The 23,582-nt window shown below is 52.6% G+C and carries 21 protein-coding genes and 6 tRNA genes; 13 read left to right on the plus strand and 14 right to left on the minus strand.

Annotated features, from left to right (window positions below; genetic code table 11):
* Positions 1 to 89 precede the first annotated feature (89 nt).
* The 12 genes from alaS (at position 90) to luxS (ending at position 7,825) form a co-directional block, all read left to right on the plus strand.
* A complete protein-coding gene (gene alaS, locus FDX14_RS10800; RefSeq protein WP_042310544.1) occupies positions 90 to 2,717 on the plus strand; it encodes an alanine--tRNA ligase in 2,628 nt (875 codons plus the stop codon).
* 238 nt (positions 2,718 to 2,955) lie between these two features.
* Complete coding sequence (gene csrA / locus FDX14_RS10805; RefSeq protein WP_000906486.1) at positions 2,956 to 3,141, plus strand: carbon storage regulator CsrA; 186 nt, start codon at positions 2,956 to 2,958, stop codon at positions 3,139 to 3,141.
* Between the two features lie 336 nt (positions 3,142 to 3,477).
* Positions 3,478 to 3,570, plus strand: a tRNA-Ser gene (locus FDX14_RS10810).
* Positions 3,571 to 3,573: 3 nt separating this feature from the next.
* Positions 3,574 to 3,650: transfer RNA gene (locus FDX14_RS10815), tRNA-Arg, on the plus strand.
* Positions 3,651 to 3,741: 91 nt separating this feature from the next.
* Positions 3,742 to 3,818, plus strand: a tRNA-Arg gene (locus tag FDX14_RS10820).
* Between the two features lie 59 nt (positions 3,819 to 3,877).
* Positions 3,878 to 3,954 (plus strand) — tRNA-Arg (locus FDX14_RS10825).
* Between the two features lie 59 nt (positions 3,955 to 4,013).
* A tRNA-Arg gene (locus tag FDX14_RS10830) sits at positions 4,014 to 4,090 on the plus strand.
* A 60-nt stretch (positions 4,091 to 4,150) separates the two neighbouring features.
* Positions 4,151 to 4,227 (plus strand) — tRNA-Arg (locus FDX14_RS10835).
* Between the two features lie 307 nt (positions 4,228 to 4,534).
* Complete coding sequence (gene yqaB / locus FDX14_RS10840) at positions 4,535 to 5,101, plus strand: fructose-1-phosphate/6-phosphogluconate phosphatase (RefSeq protein ID WP_137349501.1); 567 nt, start codon at positions 4,535 to 4,537, stop codon at positions 5,099 to 5,101.
* Entirely contained in the window at positions 5,098 to 5,526 is a 429-nt protein-coding gene (locus FDX14_RS10845) for a YqaA family protein (protein WP_042313100.1), read from the plus strand. Before yqaB ends, FDX14_RS10845 begins: the two co-directional genes overlap by 4 nt.
* 77 nt (positions 5,527 to 5,603) lie before the next feature.
* On the plus strand, positions 5,604 to 7,160 hold the full coding sequence (gshA, locus tag FDX14_RS10850; RefSeq protein WP_042313103.1) for a glutamate--cysteine ligase: 1,557 nt from the start codon (positions 5,604 to 5,606) through the stop codon (positions 7,158 to 7,160).
* Positions 7,161 to 7,309: 149 nt separating this feature from the next.
* A complete protein-coding gene (gene luxS / locus FDX14_RS10855) occupies positions 7,310 to 7,825 on the plus strand; it encodes an S-ribosylhomocysteine lyase (RefSeq protein WP_006687194.1) in 516 nt (171 codons plus the stop codon).
* Between the two features lie 90 nt (positions 7,826 to 7,915).
* Here luxS and emrB read toward each other — a convergent pair whose 3' ends face one another.
* The 14 genes from emrB to FDX14_RS10925 form a co-directional block, all read right to left on the minus strand.
* A complete protein-coding gene (emrB, locus tag FDX14_RS10860; RefSeq protein WP_042313106.1) occupies positions 7,916 to 9,454 on the minus strand; it encodes a multidrug efflux MFS transporter permease subunit EmrB in 1,539 nt (512 codons plus the stop codon).
* A gap of 16 nt (positions 9,455 to 9,470) precedes the next feature.
* Entirely contained in the window at positions 9,471 to 10,643 is a 1,173-nt protein-coding gene (gene emrA, locus FDX14_RS10865; protein WP_042313108.1) for a multidrug efflux MFS transporter periplasmic adaptor subunit EmrA, read from the minus strand.
* A gap of 127 nt (positions 10,644 to 10,770) precedes the next feature.
* Positions 10,771 to 11,301, minus strand: coding sequence for a multidrug efflux transporter EmrAB transcriptional repressor EmrR (emrR, locus tag FDX14_RS10870; RefSeq protein ID WP_042313109.1), 531 nt, complete (start codon positions 11,299 to 11,301; stop codon positions 10,771 to 10,773).
* A 90-nt stretch (positions 11,302 to 11,391) separates the two neighbouring features.
* Positions 11,392 to 11,727 carry an L-valine transporter subunit YgaH gene (gene ygaH, locus FDX14_RS10875; RefSeq protein ID WP_042313111.1) on the minus strand — a complete coding sequence of 112 codons (336 nt, stop codon included), beginning with the start codon at positions 11,725 to 11,727 and terminating at the stop codon, positions 11,392 to 11,394.
* On the minus strand, positions 11,717 to 12,454 hold the full coding sequence (locus FDX14_RS10880; protein WP_137349502.1) for an AzlC family ABC transporter permease: 738 nt from the start codon (positions 12,452 to 12,454) through the stop codon (positions 11,717 to 11,719). Before FDX14_RS10880 ends, ygaH begins: the two co-directional genes overlap by 11 nt.
* A gap of 122 nt (positions 12,455 to 12,576) precedes the next feature.
* On the minus strand, positions 12,577 to 13,761 hold the full coding sequence (locus tag FDX14_RS10885) for an MFS transporter (protein WP_042313311.1): 1,185 nt from the start codon (positions 13,759 to 13,761) through the stop codon (positions 12,577 to 12,579).
* Between the two features lie 149 nt (positions 13,762 to 13,910).
* Positions 13,911 to 14,906, minus strand: a complete 996-nt coding sequence (gene proX / locus FDX14_RS10890; RefSeq protein ID WP_038632997.1) for a glycine betaine/L-proline ABC transporter substrate-binding protein ProX — start codon at positions 14,904 to 14,906, stop codon at positions 13,911 to 13,913.
* Between the two features lie 93 nt (positions 14,907 to 14,999).
* Positions 15,000 to 16,064 carry a glycine betaine/L-proline ABC transporter permease ProW gene (gene proW, locus FDX14_RS10895; protein ID WP_079226099.1) on the minus strand — a complete coding sequence of 355 codons (1,065 nt, stop codon included), beginning with the start codon at positions 16,062 to 16,064 and terminating at the stop codon, positions 15,000 to 15,002.
* Positions 16,057 to 17,259: a glycine betaine/L-proline ABC transporter ATP-binding protein ProV gene (gene proV, locus FDX14_RS10900; protein WP_042313120.1), complete on the minus strand. Its 1,203-nt coding sequence runs from the start codon at positions 17,257 to 17,259 to the stop codon at positions 16,057 to 16,059. The genes proW and proV overlap by 8 nt, the downstream gene beginning before the upstream one ends.
* A gap of 354 nt (positions 17,260 to 17,613) precedes the next feature.
* The gene (gene nrdF / locus FDX14_RS10905; protein ID WP_137349503.1) at positions 17,614 to 18,573 is read right to left on the minus strand and encodes a class 1b ribonucleoside-diphosphate reductase subunit beta; all 960 of its coding nucleotides are present in this window, start codon (positions 18,571 to 18,573) and stop codon (positions 17,614 to 17,616) included.
* 10 nt (positions 18,574 to 18,583) lie between these two features.
* Positions 18,584 to 20,728 (minus strand): class 1b ribonucleoside-diphosphate reductase subunit alpha, encoded by a 2,145-nt coding sequence (gene nrdE / locus FDX14_RS10910; protein ID WP_137349504.1) that lies wholly within the window; start codon positions 20,726 to 20,728, stop codon positions 18,584 to 18,586.
* Positions 20,701 to 21,111, minus strand: coding sequence for a class Ib ribonucleoside-diphosphate reductase assembly flavoprotein NrdI (gene nrdI / locus FDX14_RS10915; protein ID WP_042313128.1), 411 nt, complete (start codon positions 21,109 to 21,111; stop codon positions 20,701 to 20,703). The genes nrdE and nrdI overlap by 28 nt, the downstream gene beginning before the upstream one ends.
* The gene (nrdH, locus tag FDX14_RS10920; protein ID WP_042313131.1) at positions 21,108 to 21,353 is read right to left on the minus strand and encodes a glutaredoxin-like protein NrdH; all 246 of its coding nucleotides are present in this window, start codon (positions 21,351 to 21,353) and stop codon (positions 21,108 to 21,110) included. Before nrdH ends, nrdI begins: the two co-directional genes overlap by 4 nt.
* 279 nt (positions 21,354 to 21,632) lie before the next feature.
* Entirely contained in the window at positions 21,633 to 22,064 is a 432-nt protein-coding gene (locus FDX14_RS10925) for a carboxymuconolactone decarboxylase family protein (protein ID WP_137349505.1), read from the minus strand.
* Positions 22,065 to 22,154: 90 nt separating this feature from the next.
* Here FDX14_RS10925 and pdxR point away from each other — a divergent pair, with 90 nt between their 5' ends.
* Positions 22,155 to 23,489, plus strand: coding sequence for a MocR-like pyridoxine biosynthesis transcription factor PdxR (gene pdxR, locus FDX14_RS10930; RefSeq protein ID WP_137349506.1), 1,335 nt, complete (start codon positions 22,155 to 22,157; stop codon positions 23,487 to 23,489).
* Positions 23,490 to 23,582: the final 93 nt, after the last annotated feature.

Below are 23,582 nucleotides of genomic sequence, written 5' to 3' on the forward strand. Positions count from 1 at the left end.
TCTTATTCCCACTTTTCGATTGCCAGAGGCGCAGTTTGCTGCCGATGCTGGTAATGACATTTCGTTAGCTTGATTTCTTCAGGATAATTATGAGCAAGAGCACCGCTGAGATCCGTCAGGCGTTTCTCGATTTTTTCCATAGTAAAGGACATCAGGTAGTTGCCAGCAGCTCCCTGGTACCGAACAATGACCCTACTTTGTTGTTTACCAACGCCGGGATGAACCAGTTCAAGGATGTTTTCCTTGGCCTCGACAAGCGTAATTATTCCCGCGCAACTACTTCGCAGCGTTGCGTACGTGCGGGCGGTAAGCACAACGACCTGGAAAACGTCGGTTACACTGCACGTCACCACACCTTCTTCGAAATGCTGGGCAACTTCAGCTTCGGCGATTATTTCAAACACGACGCCATTCAATTCGCATGGGAACTGCTGACCGGTGAAAACTGGTTTGCCCTGCCAAAAGAGCGTCTGTGGGTCACCGTCTATGAAACTGACGATGAAGCCTATGAAATCTGGGAAAAAGAAGTTGGTATTCCGCGCGAGCGTATCATCCGCATTGGTGATAACAAAGGCGCGGCCTATGCATCCGATAACTTCTGGCAGATGGGGGACACCGGTCCTTGCGGTCCGTGTACCGAAATTTTCTATGATCACGGCGACCACATTTGGGGCGGCCCTCCGGGAAGCGCAGAAGAAGATGGCGATCGCTACATTGAGATCTGGAACATCGTCTTCATGCAGTTCAACCGTCAGGCTGACGGCACCATGGAACCGCTGCCGAAACCGTCCGTGGATACCGGTATGGGTCTGGAGCGTATTGCGGCCGTGCTGCAACACGTTAACTCCAACTATGAAATTGACCTGTTCCGCTCACTGATTGAATCCGTCGCGAAAGTTACTGGTGCGACCGATCTGAGCAACAAGTCGCTGCGCGTTATCGCCGACCATATCCGTTCTTGTGCATTCCTGATTGCCGATGGCGTTGTCCCGTCGAATGAAAACCGTGGCTATGTGCTGCGCCGTATCATTCGTCGCGCGGTTCGTCATGGCAATATGCTGGGCGCGAAGGATACCTTCTTCTACAAGCTGGTTGGTCCGCTGGTGGAAGTCATGGGCTCAGCAGGTGAAGAACTGCAGCGTCAGCAGGCTATGGTTGAACAGGTTCTGAAAACCGAAGAAGAGCAGTTTGCACGTACTCTGGAGCGTGGTCTGGCTCTGCTGGATGAAGAACTGGCAAAACTGACCGGTGATACGCTGGATGGCGAAACCGCCTTCCGTCTGTATGACACCTACGGCTTCCCGGTTGACCTGACGGCAGACGTTTGCCGCGAGCGCAACATCAAGGTTGACGAAGCGGGCTTTGAAGCCGCAATGGAAGAACAGCGCCGTCGTGCGCGTGAAGCCAGCGGCTTTGGCGCAGACTACAATGCGATGATTCGTGTTGATGGCGCTTCAGAATTTAAAGGGTATGAGCATCTTGAGCTGAACGGCAAAGTGACTGCGCTGTTTGTCGATGGTAAAGCGGTAGACGCCATTAACGCCGGTCAGGACGCTGTTGTTGTACTGGATCAGACGCCGTTCTATGCGGAATCTGGTGGTCAGGTTGGCGACAAGGGCGAACTGAAAGGTGCGGGCTTTGCGTTTGCCGTGAGCGACACGCAAAAATATGGCCAGGCGATTGGTCATATCGGCAAACTGTCTGCGGGTTCTCTGAAAATTGGCGATGCAGTGCAGGCTGATGTGGATGAAGCTCGTCGTGCGCGTATCCGTTTGAATCACTCCGCAACGCACCTGATGCACGCGGCGCTGCGCCAGGTATTGGGCACCCATGTGGCACAGAAAGGCTCGCTGGTTAACGATAAAGTGCTGCGTTTCGACTTCTCTCATACCGAAGCCATGAAGCCTGCGGAAATCCGTGCCGTTGAAGATCTGGTGAATGCGCAAATTCGTCGCAACCTGCCGATTGAAACGAACATCATGGATCTGGAAGCGGCGAAAGCCAAAGGCGCAATGGCGCTGTTTGGCGAGAAATATGATGACCACGTGCGCGTTCTGAGTATGGGCGATTTCTCCACCGAACTGTGTGGCGGTACTCACGCCAGCCGTACGGGGGATATCGGTCTGTTCCGCATTGTGTCTGAGTCAGGCACGGCGGCGGGCGTTCGTCGTATCGAAGCCGTAACCGGTGAAGGCGCTATCCAAACCGTGCATGCTGAGAGCGACCGCTTAAGCGATATCGCGCAGCTGCTGAAAGGCGATAGCCAGAATATCGGTGATAAAGTGCGTTCTGTACTGGAACGTACGCGTCAACTCGAAAAAGAATTGCAGCAATTGAAGGAACAGGCTGCGGCGCAGGAGAGTGCAAATCTTTCCAGCAAAGCGGTTGATATCAACGGCGTGAAGCTGCTGGTCAGTGAACTCGCGGACGTTGAGCCGAAAATGTTGCGTACCATGGTTGATGATCTGAAAAATCAACTGGGGTCTACCGTTATCGTTCTGGCAACGGTAGTTGAAGGTAAGGTTTCTCTGATTGCTGGTGTGTCTAAGGATGTGACAGACCGTGTGAAAGCAGGGGAGCTGGTTGGTATGGTCGCTCAGCAGGTAGGCGGTAAGGGTGGCGGTCGTCCGGACATGGCGCAAGCCGGTGGTACGGATGCAGCGGCTCTGCCTGCAGCGTTAGCCAGTGTGAAAGGCTGGGTCAGCGCAAAACTGTAATAACTATAAGCGTAAGTCGACGCTGCGGGCTTCAATCCGCAGCGTTTGCATCAACGCTATCGACAACGATAAAGTCAGGTTGAAGTTGTGTATATCGGCTAAACTTAGGTTTAACAGAATGTGATGCCGTGACTGCTTACACTTAGGTGTTTGTCATCGCTTACTTTTTGGCGTTATATGATGGATAATGCCGGGATACAGAGAGACCCGACTCTTTTAATCTTTCAAGGAGCAAAGAATGCTGATTCTGACTCGTCGAGTTGGTGAGACCCTCATGATAGGCGATGAGGTCACCGTGACAGTTTTAGGGGTGAAGGGCAACCAGGTACGCATTGGCGTAAACGCCCCGAAAGAAGTTTCTGTCCATCGTGAAGAGATCTACCAGCGTATCCAGGCTGAAAAATCCCAGCAGTCCAGTTACTAAGGTTTTCGCGTCTCACCTTTCTGGTGAGGCGCAACCTGATTGAGTTGTCTTCTTTCTTCGCTTTTCTGCTTCATTCCCTCGTTTTCTCGTTTCCCATACGCATATTGTCATTCCCGGCGATTTTTCTGTTTCTTCATTGCCGGCAGGAAACTGCCAATTTATCTGTTGATAAAACACTCTTTTTGCCGTTTTTGCAGACTAATTGCGCGTGAAATGTGCAAACGATAAAAGCTCTGGAAAAATTGTTTGACTTATAAGTCCCAGAAAGTAATATGTGCGCCACGCAGCGACGATGAGCAGAAACAAGTTCTTCGAAGCACTCGCAAGAGGCGTGTTGGTGAGGTGGCCGAGAGGCTGAAGGCGCTCCCCTGCTAAGGGAGTATGCGGTCAAAAGCTGCATCCGGGGTTCGAATCCCCGCCTCACCGCCATTTGCATCCGTAGCTCAGCTGGATAGAGTACTCGGCTACGAACCGAGCGGTCGGAGGTTCGAATCCTCCCGGATGCACCATCTTATCTGCAATAGTGCATTAGCGTTGTTACAGAAAATCGATATCGCTTTAGCAGTGGTATCAAATCTGCAGTAAAGTAAGTTTCCCGATGCATCCGTAGCTCAGCTGGATAGAGTACTCGGCTACGAACCGAGCGGTCGGAGGTTCGAATCCTCCCGGATGCACCATCCTTACTTGATATCGCTTATTGCGGTATCAATATCGGCAGTAAAGCAAGTTTCCCGATGCATCCGTAGCTCAGCTGGATAGAGTACTCGGCTACGAACCGAGCGGTCGGAGGTTCGAATCCTCCCGGATGCACCATCCTTACTTGATATCGCTTATTGCGGTATCAATATCGGCAGTAAAGCAAGTTTCCCGATGCATCCGTAGCTCAGCTGGATAGAGTACTCGGCTACGAACCGAGCGGTCGGAGGTTCGAATCCTCCCGGATGCACCATCTCTTACTTGATATCGTTTATTGCGGTATCAATATCGGCAGTAAAGCAAGTTTCCCGATGCATCCGTAGCTCAGCTGGATAGAGTACTCGGCTACGAACCGAGCGGTCGGAGGTTCGAATCCTCCCGGATGCACCATCTTCTCCTAAATAATAGCGAAACTGTTATTTCACGGTCTGCGAGATAATCGCCAGCACCAGGGAGGATAACGTTGCTTCAGCAACGGCCCGTAGGGCGAACACTAGTGAGTAATCCTCCCGGATGCACCATCTTCTCCTGAATAACAGCGAAACTGTTGTTTCATGGTCTGCGAGATAATCGCCAGCACCATCTCCCACTTGAATTATTTCCACATACTCTCTGAACATCCCTCAATTCGCTGTCAGCGACAAAATCAATCAATTACGATAAAATAACGTCTGGTCATTCGGCTTGTGAGAAGACGATGTACGAACGTTATGCGGGTTTGATTTTTGATATGGATGGCACCATCCTGGATACCGAACCTACGCACCGTAAGGCGTGGCATGAGGTATTGGGCCATTATGGGCTAAGGTTTGATGAACAAGCCATGGTCGCCCTCAATGGTTCCCCAACGTGGCGTATTGCCCAGTCGGTTATTGAATTGAATCATGCCGATCTTGACCCTCATGTTTTGGCACGAGAAAAAACGGACAAGGTAAAAAGCATGCTGCTGGATAGCGTCCAGCCTTTACCGTTGGTTGAAGTGGTGAAAGACTGGCATGGTCGCCGTCCTATGTCGGTAGGGACGGGGAGTGAAAGCGCAATTGCAGAGGCTCTGCTCGCTCACCTTGGTCTGCGTCGCTATTTTGATGCTGTGGTTGCTGCCGATCACGTACAACGCCATAAGCCTGCTCCTGATACGTTCTTGCTCTGTGCTGAGCGAATGGGGGTTGTTCCGGCGCGCTGCGTCGTGTTTGAAGATGCCGATTTTGGACTGCAGGCGGCGAACGCAGCGGGGATGGACGCCGTGGATGTTCGGTTATTGTGAGTGATGGACTATCGCTCCTGTCACTGTTTGCCAGCAGTTTTCTCAGCGCCACGCTATTACCCGGCAATTCTGAAGTTGTTCTGGTTGCCTTGCTGGTTTCTGGGGCCAGTCATCCCTGGGTCTTAGTCTTAACAGCAACAATGGGTAATAGCCTTGGAGGGTTAACTAACGTTATCCTTGGGCGTTTCTTTCCATTGCGTAAAACATCGCGCTGGCAAGAGAAAGCCACTGGTTGGCTGCGGCGCTATGGCGCTGTCACACTATTATTAAGCTGGATGCCGGTTGTGGGTGATTTACTGTGCCTGTTAGCTGGATGGATGCGCATCTCGTGGGGCCCAGTTCTCTTTTTCTTATGCCTTGGCAAGGCGTTGCGCTATGTTGTTGTCGCAGCGGTTACGACGCAAGGCATTATGTGGTGGCACTAATTGTGTTGTGAGATAGCCTTCAGGGTAACCAATACCATTATGCTAATTAAAACGATTTTGACAGGCGGGAGGTCAATTTGATCCCGAACGTATCACAGGCGCTGGCCTGGCTGGAAAACCATCCTCAGGCGTTAAAGGGGATTCAACGTGGGCTGGAGCGTGAAACGCTGCGCGTCAATGCTGATGGGTCATTGGCAACGACAGGCCATCCTGAGGTGTTAGGCTCAGCGCTAACACATAAGTGGATAACCACGGACTTTGCCGAAGCGCTGCTGGAGTTTATTACTCCACCTGGCGACGATATTCATAAAATGCTGACGTTCATGCGCGACCTGCATCGTTATACCGCCAGAAACCTGGGTGACGAGCGTATGTGGCCGTTGAGCATGCCTTGCTATATTGCCGAAGGTCAGGATATTGAGTTGGCTCAGTACGGTACGTCGAATACCGGTCGTTTGAAAACGCTTTATCGTGAAGGCCTCAAAAACCGTTACGGCGCGTTGATGCAGACCATCTCCGGCGTACACTACAACTTCTCGCTGCCGATGGCTTTCTGGCAGGCGAAATGCGGCGTAACGGACGGCGAAGATGCTAAAGAGAAGATCTCTGCGGGTTACTTCCGCCTGATCCGCAACTATTACCGTTTTGGTTGGGTGATCCCGTATCTGTTTGGCGCCTCTCCGGCTATTTGTTCTTCCTTCCTGCAAGGAAAACCGACCACCCTGCCGTTTGAAAAAACCGACTGTGGGATGTATTACCTGCCGTACGCGACGTCGCTGCGTTTGAGCGATTTGGGCTATACCAATAAGTCGCAAAGTAATCTCGGAATTACGTTTAACGATTTGCATGAGTATGTGGCAGGATTAAAGCGCGCGATCAAAACCCCTTCCGAGGAGTACGCGGCGATCGGTCTGGAGAAGGACGGTAAGCGTCTGCAAATTAACAGCAACGTTTTGCAGATTGAAAATGAACTGTATGCGCCTATTCGTCCAAAACGCGTTACTCGTCGTGGTGAAACACCTTCTGACGCGCTTCTGCGTGGCGGTATTGAGTACATCGAAGTACGTTCACTGGATATTAACCCGTTCTCACCAATCGGCGTAGACGAGCAACAGGTGCGCTTCCTCGATCTGTTTATGGTCTGGTGCGCATTGGCCGATGCGCCGGAAATGAGTAGCGATGAGCTGTTATGTACGCGTACTAACTGGAATCGCGTTATTCTGGAAGGGCGTAAGCCTGGCCTGACCTTAGGCATTGGCTGTGAGGCAGCGCAGTTCCCGCTGCCGAAGGTAGGTAAAGATCTGTTCCGCGATCTGAAACGCGTGGCACAAACGCTGGACAGCATCGATGGGGGAGAGGAGTATCAGAAGGTCTGTGATGAACTGGTTGCCTGTTTTGACAATCCTGAACTGACTTTCTCTGCCCGGATCCTACGGTCTATGATTGATGAAGGCATTGGCGGTACGGGGAAAGCGTTGGGTGAGGCTTACCGCAATCTGCTGCGCGAAGAGCCGTTGCAGATCGTGCAGGAAGAAGAGTTTATTGCTGAAACCGAAGCTTCAAAGCGTCGTCAGCAGGAGATCGAAGCGGCTGATACCGAGCCGTTTAGCGTGTGGCTGGAAAAGCACGCTTGATACAAAAGAAAAAGGCCACTCGGGAGTGGCCAAAATTTCATCTCTGAAAACAGGGATGATGATAACAAATGCGCGTCTTTCATATACTCAGACTCGCCCCGGAACAAAGAGTTCAGATTATTTTTAAAAAATTTATCGGAGGTGGCTAAATGCCGTTGTTAGATAGTTTTACTGTCGATCACACCCGGATGGAAGCTCCCGCGGTCCGGGTTGCAAAAACGATGAACACCCCGCATGGCGACGCAATCACCGTGTTTGATCTGCGTTTCTGCATTCCGAACAAAGAAGTGATGCCTGAGAAAGGTATCCACACGCTGGAACACCTGTTTGCAGGTTTTATGCGTAACCACCTCAACGGTAACGGCGTTGAGATTATTGATATCTCTCCGATGGGATGCCGCACTGGCTTCTACATGAGTCTGATTGGTACCCCGGACGAGCAGCGTGTTGCCGACGCGTGGAAAGCGGCGATGGCTGACGTACTGAAAGTGCAGGATCAAAACCAGATCCCTGAGCTGAACATTTACCAGTGCGGCACGTATCAGATGCACTCGCTCAGTGAAGCGCAGGACATTGCCCGTCATATCCTTGAGCACGATGTGCGCGTGAACAGCAATGAAGAGCTGGCGCTGCCGAAAGAGAAGTTGCAGGAGCTGCATATTTAGTTGTCATGCAGGAACGCATCTAATCTGGCTGACAAATAATAGGCGCCAGCTGGTATAAAAAAGCCAGTTCATTTGAACTGGCTTTTTTGATCAATGCGCGCCGCCGCCACCGCCGCCTGCACCAAACGGTGGTTTAGCGAACCAGACAAGACCAAGCAGCACCAGGAAGATCCCCGCCGACATCCAGAAGATTTCGTTTGCGGAAATGATCAGCCCTTGATTGGTTATCTGTTGGGCCAGCCAGCCAGAGGCTTGCTCCTTGCTCATCCCTAATCCCTGCAGTTGGTTATACATAGCCTGTGCATTTGGGTTGTAGGGGTTAACAGACTCCGTTAACTGCGCATGGTGTAGCGACTCACGGTTAGTCCACATTGTCGTGGTAATGGAAGTCCCGATAGAACCTGCCAGCGTTCGCGTAAAGTTAGACAAGCTGGACGCCGCAGCCAGACGTTCAGGTGGTAAACCGGACAGCGTAATGGTTGTCAGCGGCATAAAGAAGCAGGCTACCGCGAAGCCCTGAATAAACTGCGGCCAGGCCGATGCGCCAAAGTCCATACCCGGTTCGAACGTCCACGCACGCCAGTAGAAACAGACGGCGTACATAATAAAACTGAACGTGACCAGCCGACGCATATCCAGCTTATGCGCGAAGCGACCGATTATCGGTGACAGGATCACCGGGATCACCCCAACCGGCGCGGAGGCCAGACCGGCCCAGGTTGCCGTATATCCGTAAACCTCCTGCAATAGCTGCGGCAGCAGGACGATTGCGCCGAAGTAGAGCATATAGGCCAGACTGATACACAAACAGCCGATGGTAAAGTTTCGCGACTTAAACAGCGAGAGGTCGACAATCGGATGCTCGTCGGTAAGCTCCCAGACGATCAGGAAGCTGATAGCGACAACGGCAACCACCGTCAGGATGATAATCTCCTGTGAGGCAAACCAGTCCAGCTCTTTGCCGCGGTCGAGCATAATCTGCAAGCTACCGATACCAATGACCAGCAATGCCAGACCAATGGCGTCAATGCGTCGCTGCTCGGTTTTGGTTTCTCGCCCGCGTAGAGTTTGCAGGGTCATCAATACCACCGCCGCGCCGATTGGCACGTTGATGAAGAATATCCAACCCCAGTGATAGTTGTCGCTAATATAGCCCCCAAGAATCGGGCCGCATATTGGGGCGACAATCACCGTCATCGACCATAGCGCGAGGGCGATGGAACGCTTGGCGGGAGGATAATTATTCAGCAACAGGCTTTGCGAAAGCGGAATTAATGGACCGGCGACAATCCCTTGTACCACGCGGAAGAAAATCAGCATGTTCAGGCTGTTGGACATACCGCACGCCCACGACGCAATGGCGAAAGCGATAGTCGACCACATAAATAGCTTCACTTCGCCAACGCGCTTTGCCAGCCAGCCGGTGATCGGAATAGAGATAGCGTTCGCCACCCCAAAAGAGGTGATCACCCAGGTCCCCTGGCTCAGCGAAGAGCCCAGGTTCCCGGCGATAGTGGGGATCGCCACGTTAGCAATGGTGGAGTCCAGCACCTGCATGAATGTCGCCATAGACAGCGCGATCGTCATAATGACGAGCTGCGCGCCTTCCAGCGGTTTTTGCTGTTGCATCACACGCACCTTTGAATTAGCCCGCGTTGGCCCGCACGATCTCTTCGATCATCTTATTGACCGGATCAAGGTTGATTTCACGTGCATTACTTTCTGATACCGGTGTGGTACGGACCTGGCTTGCCAGAATTTGTCCGTCGCGATTTGAGGTATCTACCGTAACCAGCGTGGACAAACCGATCCGCAGCGGATGCTGCGCCAGTTGCTGCGCATCCAGTTCGATACGTACCGGCAGACGCTGGACGACTTTGATCCAGTTACCGGTTGCGTTTTGCGCAGGCAGGAGAGAAAAGGCGCTGCCCGTACCCATATCCAGGCCAACAATTTTACCGGTGTATTTCACGTCATCGCCGTAAATATCACTGATAACCGTCGCAGGCTGGCCGATACGCATGTGCGCAAGCTGCGTTTCTTTAAAGTTGGCATCGACCCACAGGTTGGTGGCCGGAACAACCGCCATCAGCGGCGTGGTTGGGCTGATTTGCGCGCCAGGCTGGACGGAACGACGGGAAACATAGCCGGTCATTGGACTGACGATTCTGGTACGTTCCAGGGCCAGCCAGGCGTTGCGCACTTCGGTAGCGGCCTGTTGTACAGCAGGCTGATCTTCCAGCTTGCTGCCGAGAATCATCGCCTGGTTAGCATTATATTGCTGGATTGCGACATCAAGCTGCGCTTGAGCGCTGGCAACGGCATCACGCGCATGTTGCAGTTCTTCGCGGCCAATCAGGTTCGCATTGCCCAGCGGTACGCGACGATTAAAATCGCTTTGCGCCTGTGCCAGAGCGGTTTTCTGCACTTCAATGCTTGCCTGTAACTGCTTGCTGTTGATCATCAGCTGGTGCGTCTGGCGCACGCTGGAAGCCAATGCCGTTTTGGCTTTTTCAAATGCCTGCTTAGCATCCGTCTGATCGAGGGTAACCAGCACATCGCCTTGTTTAACAAAGTCAGTGTTATCAGCCCAGACTTTCGTCACGCTGCCTGATACCTGCGCCATGATTTGAACCTGGTTCCCTGCCACGTACGCATCGTCCGTCTCTTCGACATGACGCAGTACTAAAAACCAATAAATCCCATATGCCACGGCAATGATAATAAAGAGCAAGGTCAGAAGGAGCAGCGCATTTTTACGTTTGCCATTCTTCTTAACCGGTTGCTGCGGGGTTTGAGTCTCCGCATTTGCGCTCATGTTGTTCTCCACGATCTTATTTTTTTCACATCGGCTGAGCCGACCTGTTCATCAGAAAGGCCAGCAGTATGCGTGCTGGCCTGTCGGTTTTCATTTATAAATCTGGATTTCTGAGCGAGTCAGCGCGTTAGCGCAGCGCTTCTAATACCGTGCCATCCTGCTCCATCTGATCAAGACGGGTCAGAAGTTTACGGGTGATTTGCTCAAGCTGATCTTTTTCGGTGGTGCTGAGAGATGACCAGAGTTGATGCAGGCAGTTGTGCTGAGGTGGTAAAACCTCTTGCAAAAAAGCATGGCCTTTTTCGGTCAATTGCAGATGCAGACAGCGGCGATCGTTATCGCTTTCGCGACGTTCAATCCAGCCACGTTTTTCTAACTCATCCGCAATGCGGGTAGCGTTAGTCCGTGACGAGCCAAGCGCGCAACTCAGTTCAGAAGGCTGAATACTGTGGTTTTCCTGAGACTCCAGCGTAATCAACGCCATAAACAATGTCTCGTTAATCCCTTGAGCTTTCAGCATCTTATTGCGATTTTCCAGCAGCTTGCCTTGCATGTGCATGCAAAGACGAGTCAGAAGCACTTCCTGATAAGGGAACTCTTCGTAGCGGCTGGCGCGAAATTTTAGCATTTGTTCAATGGGCGTAAACGAACTATCCATTTGGGTATAACCTCATTAATTTCAGCCGATATAGTAACGACAGTGACAAATAAAGTAAATGTATTATTTATTTAAAATGATTGTTTTTATCTATAAGCCAACCAGCATTTTCCAGGCTAATCCGTAGCCCAGAGCACTCAGTAAGGTCGGAATGATGATGCTGCGGGTCTTATAGAAGCTTGCGCCCAGTATGACAAACCCCACCAGCGTAGGCACGAACCGGCGAGCATCGTGCATCACTTCTGGCGCGGTAGACACCACCAACAGGGCGCAAATTGATGCAATGCCAATGGTGTCGAGTAATATGCCCGTCGCGCCGCGTCTTGTCGGGCGAACATTCCCCACCCCAAGACGGAGCGGTAAATAGCGAAAGCAGTAATTCACGCAGCCGACCAGCAGGCCGAGCAGTAAAACTTCATAGCTCATCCGGTCCTCCCTGCCAAAATGACTGGAGCAACGCGGTCAGGCATCCGCAGACGATGCCCATAAGGATGGCGGCAGGGATAGAAAAGAGTATTACCCCGGCCAGCGCGCCAGCCAGTGCGGCAGTCACGCAGAGCGCCTGTTGACGCTGGAAAGAGGCGAGCAGGAAACTCATAAATAGCGCCGGAAGCATGAAGCCCAGTGCCGCTTCAACCGCGGGATAATCTTTGAGTAAACCACTACCGGAAAACGCGCCGACCACCGTGCCGAATACCCAGGAAGCCCAGGAACATAGCGCAATGCCAATCATCCAGTTTTCACTCCAGCGCCGATTATCCCGTACCAGTTTAGCCGTTGCAGCGGCAAAGACTTCATCGGTGAGACCAAAGGCCCACAGCGCGCTTTTGGGTTTGTTCAGGCGCTGTGTGATGCGACTGCGCAGGGAGGGACCGTATAAAACATGGCGGACATCCATAGCCATAACGGTCAGTGCGGCGACCCACAGAGAACTGCCTGCGGCAAGCATAGTGGTAATGACGAACTGGCTGGCTCCCGCATAGATAATGCAGGAGAAAAAGAGGCTTTCGACCGGCGTAAAGCCAAGGCGAGTAGCATTGAGACCAAATGCAAAAGCGACCGGAATATAGCTGATAACTATCGGTAGACTGTCTTTGCATCCTTCCGTTAACGTCGCCGAACGGGATCCGGACTGGGGTATAGGGCTTTCCATAGGGTTATAGGTTTCATTACCGAAATTAATATAACTTGGTTCAATGAGTTATAACCTTAGCAGACTGATGGGCTCCTTAACACCCTGTGGAGCCCAATCAGCGGTAAACAAGCGCTATACGCTTAATTTACGGCTTCCTGACGGTGAAAACCTCGCCACCAGACCAACAGGTTGAGTACAGCAACGGTCGTACCCGCCAGACAAACGCCAGCCCAACCGGCATGCTGCCAGGCGGAAGCGGAAATCAACGAACCAGCGGCACCGCCAATAAAATAGCTGGTCATGTAGCCGGCGGTCAGACGGTTACGTGCATCCGGATGAATACGATAGATAACCGTCTGGTTCGTGATATGCACCCCCTGAACGGTGAGATCCAGAATCAGGATGCCGATAATCAGCATCGGCACCGAAGTATGCCCGAGCCAGATAGCCAGCCACGAGAGCAACAGTAACAACAGGCCAACGGTAGTGGTGAGATGTGATTTTCCTTTATCGGCAAAGCCACCCGCCGGGCGCGCGCCTAACGCACCAGCCGCCCCCGCCAGACCGAACAGACCGATCATCCCCTCTGAATAGTTAAACGGCGGCGCGGCGAGCAAAAATGCCATTGAGGTCCACAGAATGCTGAAGTTGGCAAAGGTCAGACAGCCCAGCATCGCGCGGGTACGCAGCAGTTTATCGTGGATAAACAGGCTGAATACGGAGCCTAACAGTTGCGGATAGTTAAGATGGGTATCTGATTTCATCTTCGGCAGACCGCGCCACAGCGCAATTGCCATCAACGCCATCAGTATCGATGCCACCCAAAATACGGTGCGCCAACCGCCAAGGTTCGCCAGTAATCCCGCTACGGTACGCGCCAGCAGAATCCCCAGCAACAGACCGCTCATAATTGTCCCGACGACTTTTCCGCGCTTGTCCGGGGTGGCAAGCGTTGCCGCCAGGGGAACCAGGATCTGCGCCACTACCGAGAACAGTCCGGTCAGGGCGGTGCCGAGGATCAGCATGCCCAACGACTGGCTGCTGGCGGTAATCAGCATGCCGCCTGCCGCCAGCAGCGTCATGGAAACAATCAACATCCGACGCTCAAACATATCGCCAAGCGGTACCAGGAACAGCAAACCTGCGGCATAGCCGAGCTGGGCCGCGGTGACGATGAATCCCGCTGTACTGGCAGACAGTGAGAAGTTGCGGGCGATGGTGTCGAGCAGCGGTTGCGCGTAATAATTACTGGCGACGGCAAGGCCGGTGGCGATAGACATTAACAGGATCAGCGAAGGGCTAAGTCCCTGAGTGGTTTTCGTCATGGTTTTCAACTGAATAATGGGTTGCAGAAAACAATCATAACGGAAGTGATTAACTGTTGCTGATTTGTTGGGTGATGGATTGTGCGGTTTAGGGGGGATAGAGGGAAACAGGCCGGATAAGCGTTAGCGTATCCGGCATTCAGTCGATGTTATTTCTGCGCAGCCAGCGCTTCGTTTACCCAGCCGTCGAACTGCTGCTGGTGGGCTTTGATCCAGCCGTCTACGTGACCCTGAACATCGGCTTCAGACGCTTTACCGTCATGCATCATCGCGTTCTGTGCGTTGATATCCGCCAACGGTAATTTCATGATAGCGAACAGTTTCGCTGCCGCTGGGTTTTTCTCCGCCCAGGCTTTGTTGGCGACGATGTGCATGGTGTTCACCGGGAAACCGTAGTTTGCACCGTTTGGCAGTTTGGTATCGATATCTTTCTGCTCACCCGGCAGGGAAGAGAATGGTACCTGCAACCAGACCACATCTTTGCCCGGCTTCATCACGTCGCTGACCCAGTACGGAGTCCAGGTGTAGTAGAGGATCGGTTTGCCTTCTTTAAAGCGGGTGATGGTGTCTGCCATCATCGCCGCATAGTTACCGTGGCTGACCTCGACCGTTTTTTCCAGATCGAAGGCTTTGTTCTGGTGGTTGATCACCGCTTCACAACCCCAGCCAGGAGAACAGCCCATCATATCGGCTTTTCCGTCACCGTTGGTGTCAAAAATTTTGGCAATCTTGGGATCTTTTAACTGGGCGATGTTGGTGATTTTGTACTGCTCAGCGGTTTTTTTGTCGATCAGATAACCCTGTGCAGCACCCGTAACGAATACCCCCTCGCGATAAAACTTTTTGTCTCCGCCCGCAGCGGCGTACATATCATCATGCAGCGGCTGCCAGTTCACGGCGGTAAAAGTTGCATCGCCAGAGGCAATGGAGGTATAGCCGACGTTGTAGTCAACTTCGCTGGTTTTGTTAACGGTGTAACCCAGTTTCTCCAGCGCGCGGGCGACCAGCTGCGTCTGGAAGGATTCTTCAGAGATAGTGCTCTGGATTGGCTGTACGGTAATGCCTTTGCCTGGCAGGTCGGCAGCGAAAGCGCTGGTGGAGACAAGGGTGGCAAACGCTGTGGCAAAAAGTACGGTATGTCGCATCGTTGTTCCTTATTACACTTCATCCTGAATGATTTTGTGCAAGTTAATGAATTGTAGGCCCGGTAAGCAATGCGCTACCGGGCAACGGGTGTATTACTTCGTGAAAGGGCGAGTGATAAGCCCAACGGGACCGGTGGTGTACCAGCGACGGTTGCCACGACTACGCGAGTCGCGACCAACGGCCTGCGTCAGGCGGTCCAGGATGATGGCGAGGATCACAATCCCAACGCCACCAACCGTGGCTAATCCCATATCCAGACGACCAATTCCTCGCAGAACCATCTGACCCAATCCGCCAACGGCAATCATCGAGGCGATGACCACCATCGAGAGCGCCAGCATCAGCGTTTGGTTAACCCCGGCCATAATGGTGGGCATCGCCAGCGGGAGCTGCACTTTAAACAGCATTTGACGTGGGCTGGCGCCAAACGAGCGCGAGGCTTCAATCAGGTCGGCCGGCACCTGGTTAATCCCCAGAATGGTCAGACGGACGATTGGCGGCAGGGCGAAGATAATCGTCACCACTACGCCCGGGACGTTACCAATACCGAACAGCATGACAATCGGCACCAAATACACGAAGGCGGGGGTGGTTTGCATCGCATCCAGCAGCGGACGAACAATCTTTGCCGCCCGAGGGCTGCGCGCCAACCAGATGCCCATCGGCAGACCGATCACCACACAGAACAGTAATGCGGTCAGCACCAGCGCCAGCGTGATCATCGCTTGCGACCACGCGCCAATGGCGCCGATAGCAATCAACGAAATCAGCGTCGCGACACCCATTCCAACGCCGGAAATCTGCCAGGCGATCAGGGCGAACAGGATAATCGCCACGGGGGCAGGCATACCCAACAGCATTTGCTGGAAGCCGTTGAGAATGTAATCCACCGGTACACGGATGCCCTGGAAGACCGGACGAAAATGGGTAACCACCCAGTCGATCCCCTCGGTGACCCAACTGTCCAATGGGATCAGCGTCTTATGGAACGGATCCATAATGTTGAAATGCTCTGGTGTCGGCGCGGGCGCGCTGGTCAGCCAGTCTGCGCTACCGCCGTCAGTAGGTGCGCCAGACGGCGTGCTCCAGGCATCGGCGGTTTGGGCGGCGCTATCGGCCGCTGGTGTGGTATCCCACGGATTAGTTTGATCAGCCATTGTTTGCCCCCTCACGATCTAAAGCCTGTAACAGCATGCGTTTTGAAATGACGCCCACATACTGCTGTTCCTCGTCAACAACCGGTACCGCACACGGTGCCTGGCCGACATGAGAAAGCAACTCGCTGAGAGGAGTTTGTGCATCGACAGCCAGCGGTTCATTGATCAACGCCGCTTCAATACCTTGCGCCTGACTAAGCGCGGTTTTTAGTGAGTCGATCGAGACGACGCCGACGAATTTATTGCCACGTTCGATCACGTAGCCATATTCGCGATCTTTGTCCTGCAATAATTGCAGCGCCGAACGAGGGCCTACGCCTGGTGTTTTACGAATTAAACCTTCGGGGCTACGGCGGGAAATATCTTTTGCGCTGAACACCTGGCTAATATCAACGCCGCGGAAGAAGGTGCGTACATAATCATTCGCCGGATTATTCAGGATTTCATCCGGTGTACCGACCTGTACCACTTCACCGTTTTGCATAATGGCAATTCTGTCGCCAATACGCATAGCTTCGTCGAGATCATGGGAAATAAAGACCACCGTACGTTGATGCTTCGCCTGGAGTTTTACCAGTTCATCCTGCATCTCGGTGCGAATTAATGGATCGAGGGCTGAGAAGGCCTCATCCATTAATAAGATGTCAGGGTTAATGGCTAATGCGCGGGCGAGACCTACACGCTGACGCATCCCCCCGGAAAGTTCATCCGGGTAAGCGTGAGCGTAATTCTCCAGACCAACCTGACGTAGAGCATCCAGCGCCTTTTCGCGACGTTCATCCGCGGCGACGCCGGCTAATTCCATGCCGAATGCCGTATTGTCCAGCACAGTCATATGCGGCATCAGGGCAAAGGACTGAAAGACCATCGCAATCTTTTTTCTGCGCACCTCGCGGAGTTCGGCATCGGAGATCCGGGCGATATCTACGCCGTCGATCAGTACCTGTCCGCGGGTGGGTTCAATCAGGCGATTGAGAAGGCGTACCATTGTGGATTTACCCGAGCCGGATAATCCCATGATGACAAATATCTCGCCTTCTTCAATGGCCAGACTGGCGTCTTTAACGCCAAGCGATAGCCCTGTTTTATCCAGAATTTGCTCTTTGGTAAGTCCTTTTTCAATATATTTGAACGCTCTCTGAGGATGCTCGCCAAATATCTTATAGAGGTTCTTCACTTCTAATTTAATTGCCATGCAATAGAATGATTCCTGTTATTTGTTTATATCGATATATTACCTGATGGAAATAGTGACCTTTTTCTACCCTAACATACTGAGAATCTGAGACAACCCTGAATTTAGTTGTGGCATGAATATTGCCGAAGCTGAGGTGGCGGGACTTCCCGTGATATAAGGGCTGAGCGCGAATATGAGTAGACTGATATTTTTTGTAAATGCCAATGAAAAGGCGCCTGAATTGATGGAATGCAGGCGAATAATGAGGCTGATATTGAGTGTAGATCACACAATTATATTTGCACGATAAAAGTGTGATCCTGTTAAAATATTTCCGCGAAAAATGTACGGTATTTCCCGTGAAAATGAGAGTTAAAAATTCCAGTCGTCGTCTTCAGTTTCGACCGCTTTGCCCATTACATAAGATGAGCCAGAACCTGAGAAGAAATCGTGGTTTTCGTCTGCGTTGGGCGACAGCGCGGCAAGGATTGCCGGGTTAACCTCCGCCATCTCTGGCGGGAATAACGCCTCATAACCCAAATTCATTAATGCCTTATTGGCGTTGTAACAGAGGAAGGCTTTGACGTCATCCACCCAACCGGTTTCTGCATACAATTCTTCCGTATAACGCGCTTCGTTATCATACAGCTCCATGAGCAGGTCGAGGGCAAAATTCTTTAACTCCTCGCGTGCGGATTCAGAAATATACTCCAGGCATTTTTGAAATTTATAACCAATGTAATACCCGTGGACCGCTTCATCACGAATGATCAGACGAATGAGATCGGCGGTATTCGTCAGTTTGCCGCGGCTGGAGAAATACATCGGCAACCAGAAGCCGGAATAGAACAGGAAGGATTCCAGAAACACGCTGGCAATTTTCTTCCGCAACGGATTATCGCTGGCGTAATGGGCCAGAATAATCTGCGCCTTACGTTGGAGCGGATTATTTTCCTCACTCCAGGCGTAAGCTGCATCCACATCTTTGGTCTGGCAAAGCGTGGAGAAAATAGAGCTGTATGAGCGGGCGTGAACGGCTTCCATAAAGCTGATATTCGACAGCACCGCTTCTTCGTGTGGTGTTAATGAATCCGCCATTAGCGCTGGCGCACCGGCAACATTCTGAATGGTGTCGAGTAGCGTTAGCCCGGTAAAAACGCGGATAGTTAACTGCTGCTCGGCAGCGTTCAACGTTTGCCAGGACGGGACGTCGTTAGAGAGCGGGACTTTTTCCGGTAGCCAGAAGTTACTGGTCAGGCGATTCCATACCTCAAGGTCTTTATCATCTTCAATCTTGTTCCAGTTGATGGCGCTCACGCGGGATAATGTCATGATCTTCTCCTTACAGCGCGCATGACACGCAACCTTCGATTTCGGTCCCTTCCAGCGCCAGCTGACGCAGTCGGATGTAGTACAGCGATTTGATGCCCTTACGCCAGGCGTAGATCTGCGCTTTGTTGATATCGCGGGTAGTGGCGGTATCGGGGAAAAAGAGCGTCAGCGACAGTCCCTGATCGACATGGCGCGTCGCTTCTGCATAGGTATCAATGATCTTTTGTGGGCCAATCTCGTAGGCATCCTGATACAAGGCCAGATTGTCATTGGTCATAAAAGGAGCAGGGTAGTAAACGCGCCCGGTTTTGCCCTCTTTGCGAATTTCCACTTTTGACACGATTGGGTGAATACTGGACGTCGCATGGTTGATGTAGGAAATAGAGCCGGTTGGCGGAACTGCCTGTAAATTCTGGTTATAAATGCCGTAGCGCATCACATCTTCACGCAGTTGCGACCACATCTCACGCGTCGGCAGCGTAATGCCGTTGGCGGCAAACAGCGCGCGAACTTTGTCGGTTTTTGGCTGCCAGTCACCCTGCAGATACTGGCTAAAATACTCGCCGCTGGCATAGCGAGACTGCCTGAATCCGGCAAAGGCTTTACCACGCTCGCGAGCGAGCTTCATTGACGTATTCAGCGCATGCCAGGTGATGGTGTAAAAGTAGATATTGGTGAAATCCAGCCCTTCCGGCGAGCCGTAGGCGATGCCTTCCCGCGCCAGATATCCGTGCAGGTTCATCTGACCAAGACCAATCGCGTGCGATGCGCTGTTTCCGGCTGCAATCGAGGGTACGCTGCGAATATGACTCATGTCCGAAACGGCGGTTAAGCCGCGAACCGCCGTTTCCACGGTACGACCAAAATCCGGGGAATCCATGGTATGGGCGATATTCAGCGAGCCGAGGTTGCAGGAGATATCGTGTCCGGTCTGCGCGTAGTTGAGATTTTCATCGTAGGTGGAGGCGCTGTTAACCTGCAAAATTTCGGAGCACAGATTGCTCATGTTAATACGACCGGCAATCGGATTGGCGCGATTCACCGTATCTTCAAACATGATGTAAGGGTAGCCGGACTCAAACTGGATCTCAGCCAGCCGCTGGAAGAAATCGCGGGCGTTAATGTATTTTTTACGCACACGTTCATCGGCAAGCAGTTCGTCATAGCGTTCACTGACGGCGATATCGCCGAACGCTTTGCCGTAAATGCGTTCCACGTCATAGGGTGAGAACAGCGCCATGTCGGCATTCTCTTTGGCCAGTTTAAAGGTGATATCCGGGATCACCACGCCAAGCGACAGGGTTTTGATACGGATTTTCTCGTCGGCGTTTTCACGTTTGGTATCCAGAAAACGTAAAATATCCGGATGGTGTGCGTGCAGGTACACTGCGCCCGCACCCTGACGCGCGCCGAGTTGATTGGCATAAGAAAACGCATCTTCCAGCATTTTCATTACCGGAATTACGCCGGAGGACTGATTCTCAATGCGTTTAATCGGCGCACCTGCTTCGCGCAGGTTAGAGAGCAAAAACGCTACGCCGCCACCGCGCTTGGAAAGTTGCAGCGCAGAGTTAACCGCCCGGCCAATGGACTCCATGTTGTCTTCAATGCGTAACAGGAAGCAGGAAACCAGCTCACCGCGCTGCTGTTTGCCGCAGTTTAAGAAGGTTGGCGTGGCGGGCTGAAAGCGCCCGGAGAGCATTTCATCGGTAAGCTGCATGGCGAGCGTTTCATCTCCCTGCGCCAGCGTGAGCGCCACCATCGTTACCCGATCCTCAAAATCTTCGAGATAACGCTTACCATCAAATGTTTTCAGCGTATAGCTGGTATAGAACTTCCACGCACCGAGGAACGTCTGGAACCGAAATCCGCTGGCGTGAGCGTGGGCAAAGAGCTTTATCACAAACGCGTGATCGTAACGAGCTAACACGCTGGCATCGTAATAGCCTTCATCTATCAATGTTTCCAGGCGCTTCTGCGGGCTGGCAAACGCTACCGAGTTGGGGCGGACATGCGTGGCCAAAAAAACCTCTACCGCCTGGTGGTCTTTGTCGAACTGAATACGCCCGGCCTGATCGTACAGATTCAGCATGGCGTTCAGGGCGTGATAATCCAGCGTGGGCTGGGTTATGCGTTCTGCGGTTGTCGTTGCCAAAATTCACTCACTCCTTGTCGAACGTTGTCGATATCGCTTTGGGTGCCCATCAGCTCGAAGCGGTAGAGCCACGGCACGCCGCATTTTTGTGAGATGACCTCACCCGCGCGACCATAGGCGTCACCGAAATTGCGATTGCCGGAGGCAATCACCCCACGGATTAACGCGCGGTTGTGCGGATCGTTTAAAAAGCGGATCACCTGTCTCGGAACCGCACCCGCCGTTCCGCCGCCACCGTAGGACGGCACGATTAAAATGTAAGGTTCGTCTACCCGCATCCGCTCGCGTTCGTTAAGCGGAATGCGGATGGCAGGCAGCCCCAGACGCTGGATAAAGCGGTGTGTATTTTCGGAGCTGCTGGAGAAGTAGACGAGCTGGCTCATGCGCTGACCATATGGGGTTGTGGACGCAGACGGTTGATCATGTCCGGGCGAAACCCGGACCAACTGGTTTCCCCGGCGACGACGACCGGTAACTGACGAAAGCCTTGATCGCGCAGGCTGTCAGCCATATCGGGCTGCAAATCAATATTTACCATCTCAAAGTCAAACCCACGGCTTTCCATTGCCCGCTTAGTGGCGTGGCACTGAACACAGTTATTACGAGTGTAAATAACAATACGCATGATTCGTATTTCCATTTATGGGTAAAAGATCGACGCGATTGATAGCGTCGGATTGTAGGTGTCTTGATAGAAATGATACTAGATGTAGTTTTAAAAAGATTCAACCATACAAGATATGGGAATTTTAGATTGATGAAGGGGAGAGTGATGAGCGTGACGGGGAAGGGATATGTAGCATGACGGGGTGTCGGAGGACGACGCGTCGCGTCTTATCCGGCCTACAGGAGAACACATCGTAGGCCGGATAAGGCATTTATACCGCCATCCGGCAGGGTAGAATTACATGCGCATCCCAACCGCCAGGCGGTTGAAGCAATTCATCAGGCTGATGGCAAACGTCAGATCGCTGATTTCTTTGGCGCTAAAATGGTCAAGCAACGGCAGATAAACATCATCTTCCGCGTGGGTGCTGGCAATATGAGTGACGGATTCGGCCCACGCCAGCGCCGCACGTTCCTGCTCACTGAAATGGTGGCTCACTCGCCAACCTGCCAGCGCGTCAAGTTTGGCCTGCGCAACGCCTGCTTTGCGCAGCGCCTTACTGTGCATTTCCAGGCAAAATGCGCAGCCGTTGATTTGCGAGACCCGCAGGTACAGCAGTTCCGTCAGCGTAGGTTCCAGCGCGCAATTTTCCAGCGCTTTGCTGGCCTGAACCAGAGCGTTATAAATTTTAGGACTGAGTTCATAATAGGGCTGGCGTAACATTGTCATGGTATCTCTCCTCGTTTGGATAACCCGCAATGTAGCACTATAATGGACTGCTACAGAGAGCCATATTGTTGCAAAAAAAGCAGACCATAAATGCCGCGCTATCAACAAATCGCCCGCCAGTTAAAAAATGCCATTGAGACCGGCGAACTCAAACCAGGCACAAGATTGCCCTCAAGCCGGACGTGGTCCCAGGAACTGGGGGTTTCGCGTTCGACGGTTGAACATGCCTATTCCGAGCTGGTGGCGCAGGGCTGGCTGGCTCGACGTGGGCAGGCGGGAACTTTTGTCAGCGAGCAATTGCGACCAGAGACCGCGCCTACGACTCCTGCTATCTTCGCAGGAGAAAATCCCAGACCCCAACCTTTTCAGATGGGGCTACCCGCACTCGATCTCTTCCCGCGTGAAATATGGGCGCGGGTGATGGGCCGACGTTTACGCACCCAAACGCGTTTTGATCTGGTGGTGGGGGATGTTTGCGGCGAAAGGGGGCTGCGTCAGGCGATTGTTGATTACCTGCGCGTTTCGCGCAGCATTGAGTGCCAGCCGGAGCAGGTTTTTATTACTTCTGGCTATGCGGCATCGATGACGCTAATCCTGCGCGCGCTGTCTCAACCCGGTGAAGGGATGTGGGTCGAAGATCCCGGCTTTCCGTTGATCCGACCGGTGGTGGCTCAGGAGCGAATTGCGCTGATGCCGGTTCCTGTTGATGCCAATGGTTTGGATGTTTGCGCTGGGATCCGCGATTACCCGCAGGCGCGCTTTGTTTTGCTTACACCCGCGCATCAAAGCCCGCTGGGAGTAGCCCTTTCATTGGAGCGTCGTCATCAGTTGCTGGAGTGGGCGGCCCGCACGCAGGCATGGATTATCGAAGATGACTATGACAGTGAATTTCGCTACCACGGTAAACCGTTGCCGCCGTTAAAAAGTCTGGATGCGCCGCAGCGGGTGATTTATGCCGGAACGTTCAGTAAATCAATGTTTCCTGCTCTGCGCACGGCATGGCTGGTGGTGCCCATGACTCAGGTCGAACATTTTCGCCAGCAGGTGGCGCTAGCGGCCTGTAGCGTTCCGGTTTTATGGCAACAAACGTTGGCGGATTTTATGCGTGAGGGGCACTTCTGGCGGCACTTAAAACGCATGCGTCAACATTATGCCCAGCGACGTCAGTGGATGGAAAATGCCCTGACCGAACACGGTTTTAGCGTGCTCCCGCAAGAGGGTGGGATTCAACTGGTGATGAGTGTAGACGCAGACGATGTTGCGTTAGTCCGTAAAGCGAATCGGGCAGGTCTGGCTGTACAAGCCTTGAGCCAGTGGCGTATAACGCCGAACGGACAAGGGGGAATATTATTGTCATTTACCAATATTAGCTCAGCGGAAATGGCGCTGCAGGCGGCATATCAATTGCGGCAGGCGCTGACGTAAATCTGCACGGTTCTTAAGATATTCGTCCCACCGTCTTCACTCGTTTATGGACTTTTCTGAAAGCGTTGCTAATGCTGAATCAGGTAAGGTAAG

Source organism: Citrobacter sp. wls710, assembly GCF_005281115.1.
Taxonomy (GTDB): Bacteria; Pseudomonadota; Gammaproteobacteria; order Enterobacterales; family Enterobacteriaceae; genus Citrobacter; species Citrobacter werkmanii.

Excerpts from the sequence above, each read along its gene's own strand:
- alaS (WP_042310544.1), top strand. The coding sequence starts at position 90 with ATGAGCAAGAGCACCGCTGAGATCCGTCAGGCGTTTCTCGATTTTTTC.
- csrA (WP_000906486.1), top strand. The coding sequence starts at position 2,956 with ATGCTGATTCTGACTCGTCGAGTTGGTGAGACCCTCATGATAGGCGAT.
- yqaB (WP_137349501.1), top strand. The coding sequence starts at position 4,535 with ATGTACGAACGTTATGCGGGTTTGATTTTTGATATGGATGGCACCATC.
- luxS (WP_006687194.1), top strand. The coding sequence starts at position 7,310 with ATGCCGTTGTTAGATAGTTTTACTGTCGATCACACCCGGATGGAAGCT.
- emrB (WP_042313106.1), bottom strand. The coding sequence starts at position 9,454 with ATGCAACAGCAAAAACCGCTGGAAGGCGCGCAGCTCGTCATTATGACG.
- emrA (WP_042313108.1), bottom strand. The coding sequence starts at position 10,643 with ATGAGCGCAAATGCGGAGACTCAAACCCCGCAGCAACCGGTTAAGAAG.
- emrR (WP_042313109.1), bottom strand. The coding sequence starts at position 11,301 with ATGGATAGTTCGTTTACGCCCATTGAACAAATGCTAAAATTTCGCGCC.
- ygaH (WP_042313111.1), bottom strand. The coding sequence starts at position 11,727 with ATGAGCTATGAAGTTTTACTGCTCGGCCTGCTGGTCGGCTGCGTGAAT.
- FDX14_RS10880 (WP_137349502.1), bottom strand. The coding sequence starts at position 12,454 with ATGGAAAGCCCTATACCCCAGTCCGGATCCCGTTCGGCGACGTTAACG.
- FDX14_RS10885 (WP_042313311.1), bottom strand. The coding sequence starts at position 13,761 with ATGACGAAAACCACTCAGGGACTTAGCCCTTCGCTGATCCTGTTAATG.
- proX (WP_038632997.1), bottom strand. The coding sequence starts at position 14,906 with ATGCGACATACCGTACTTTTTGCCACAGCGTTTGCCACCCTTGTCTCC.
- proW (WP_079226099.1), bottom strand. The coding sequence starts at position 16,064 with ATGGCTGATCAAACTAATCCGTGGGATACCACACCAGCGGCCGATAGC.
- proV (WP_042313120.1), bottom strand. The coding sequence starts at position 17,259 with ATGGCAATTAAATTAGAAGTGAAGAACCTCTATAAGATATTTGGCGAG.
- nrdF (WP_137349503.1), bottom strand. The coding sequence starts at position 18,573 with ATGACATTATCCCGCGTGAGCGCCATCAACTGGAACAAGATTGAAGAT.
- nrdI (WP_042313128.1), bottom strand. The coding sequence starts at position 21,111 with ATGAGCCAGCTCGTCTACTTCTCCAGCAGCTCCGAAAATACACACCGC.
- nrdH (WP_042313131.1), bottom strand. The coding sequence starts at position 21,353 with ATGCGTATTGTTATTTACACTCGTAATAACTGTGTTCAGTGCCACGCC.
- FDX14_RS10925 (WP_137349505.1), bottom strand. The coding sequence starts at position 22,064 with ATGACAATGTTACGCCAGCCCTATTATGAACTCAGTCCTAAAATTTAT.
- pdxR (WP_137349506.1), top strand. The coding sequence starts at position 22,155 with ATGCCGCGCTATCAACAAATCGCCCGCCAGTTAAAAAATGCCATTGAG.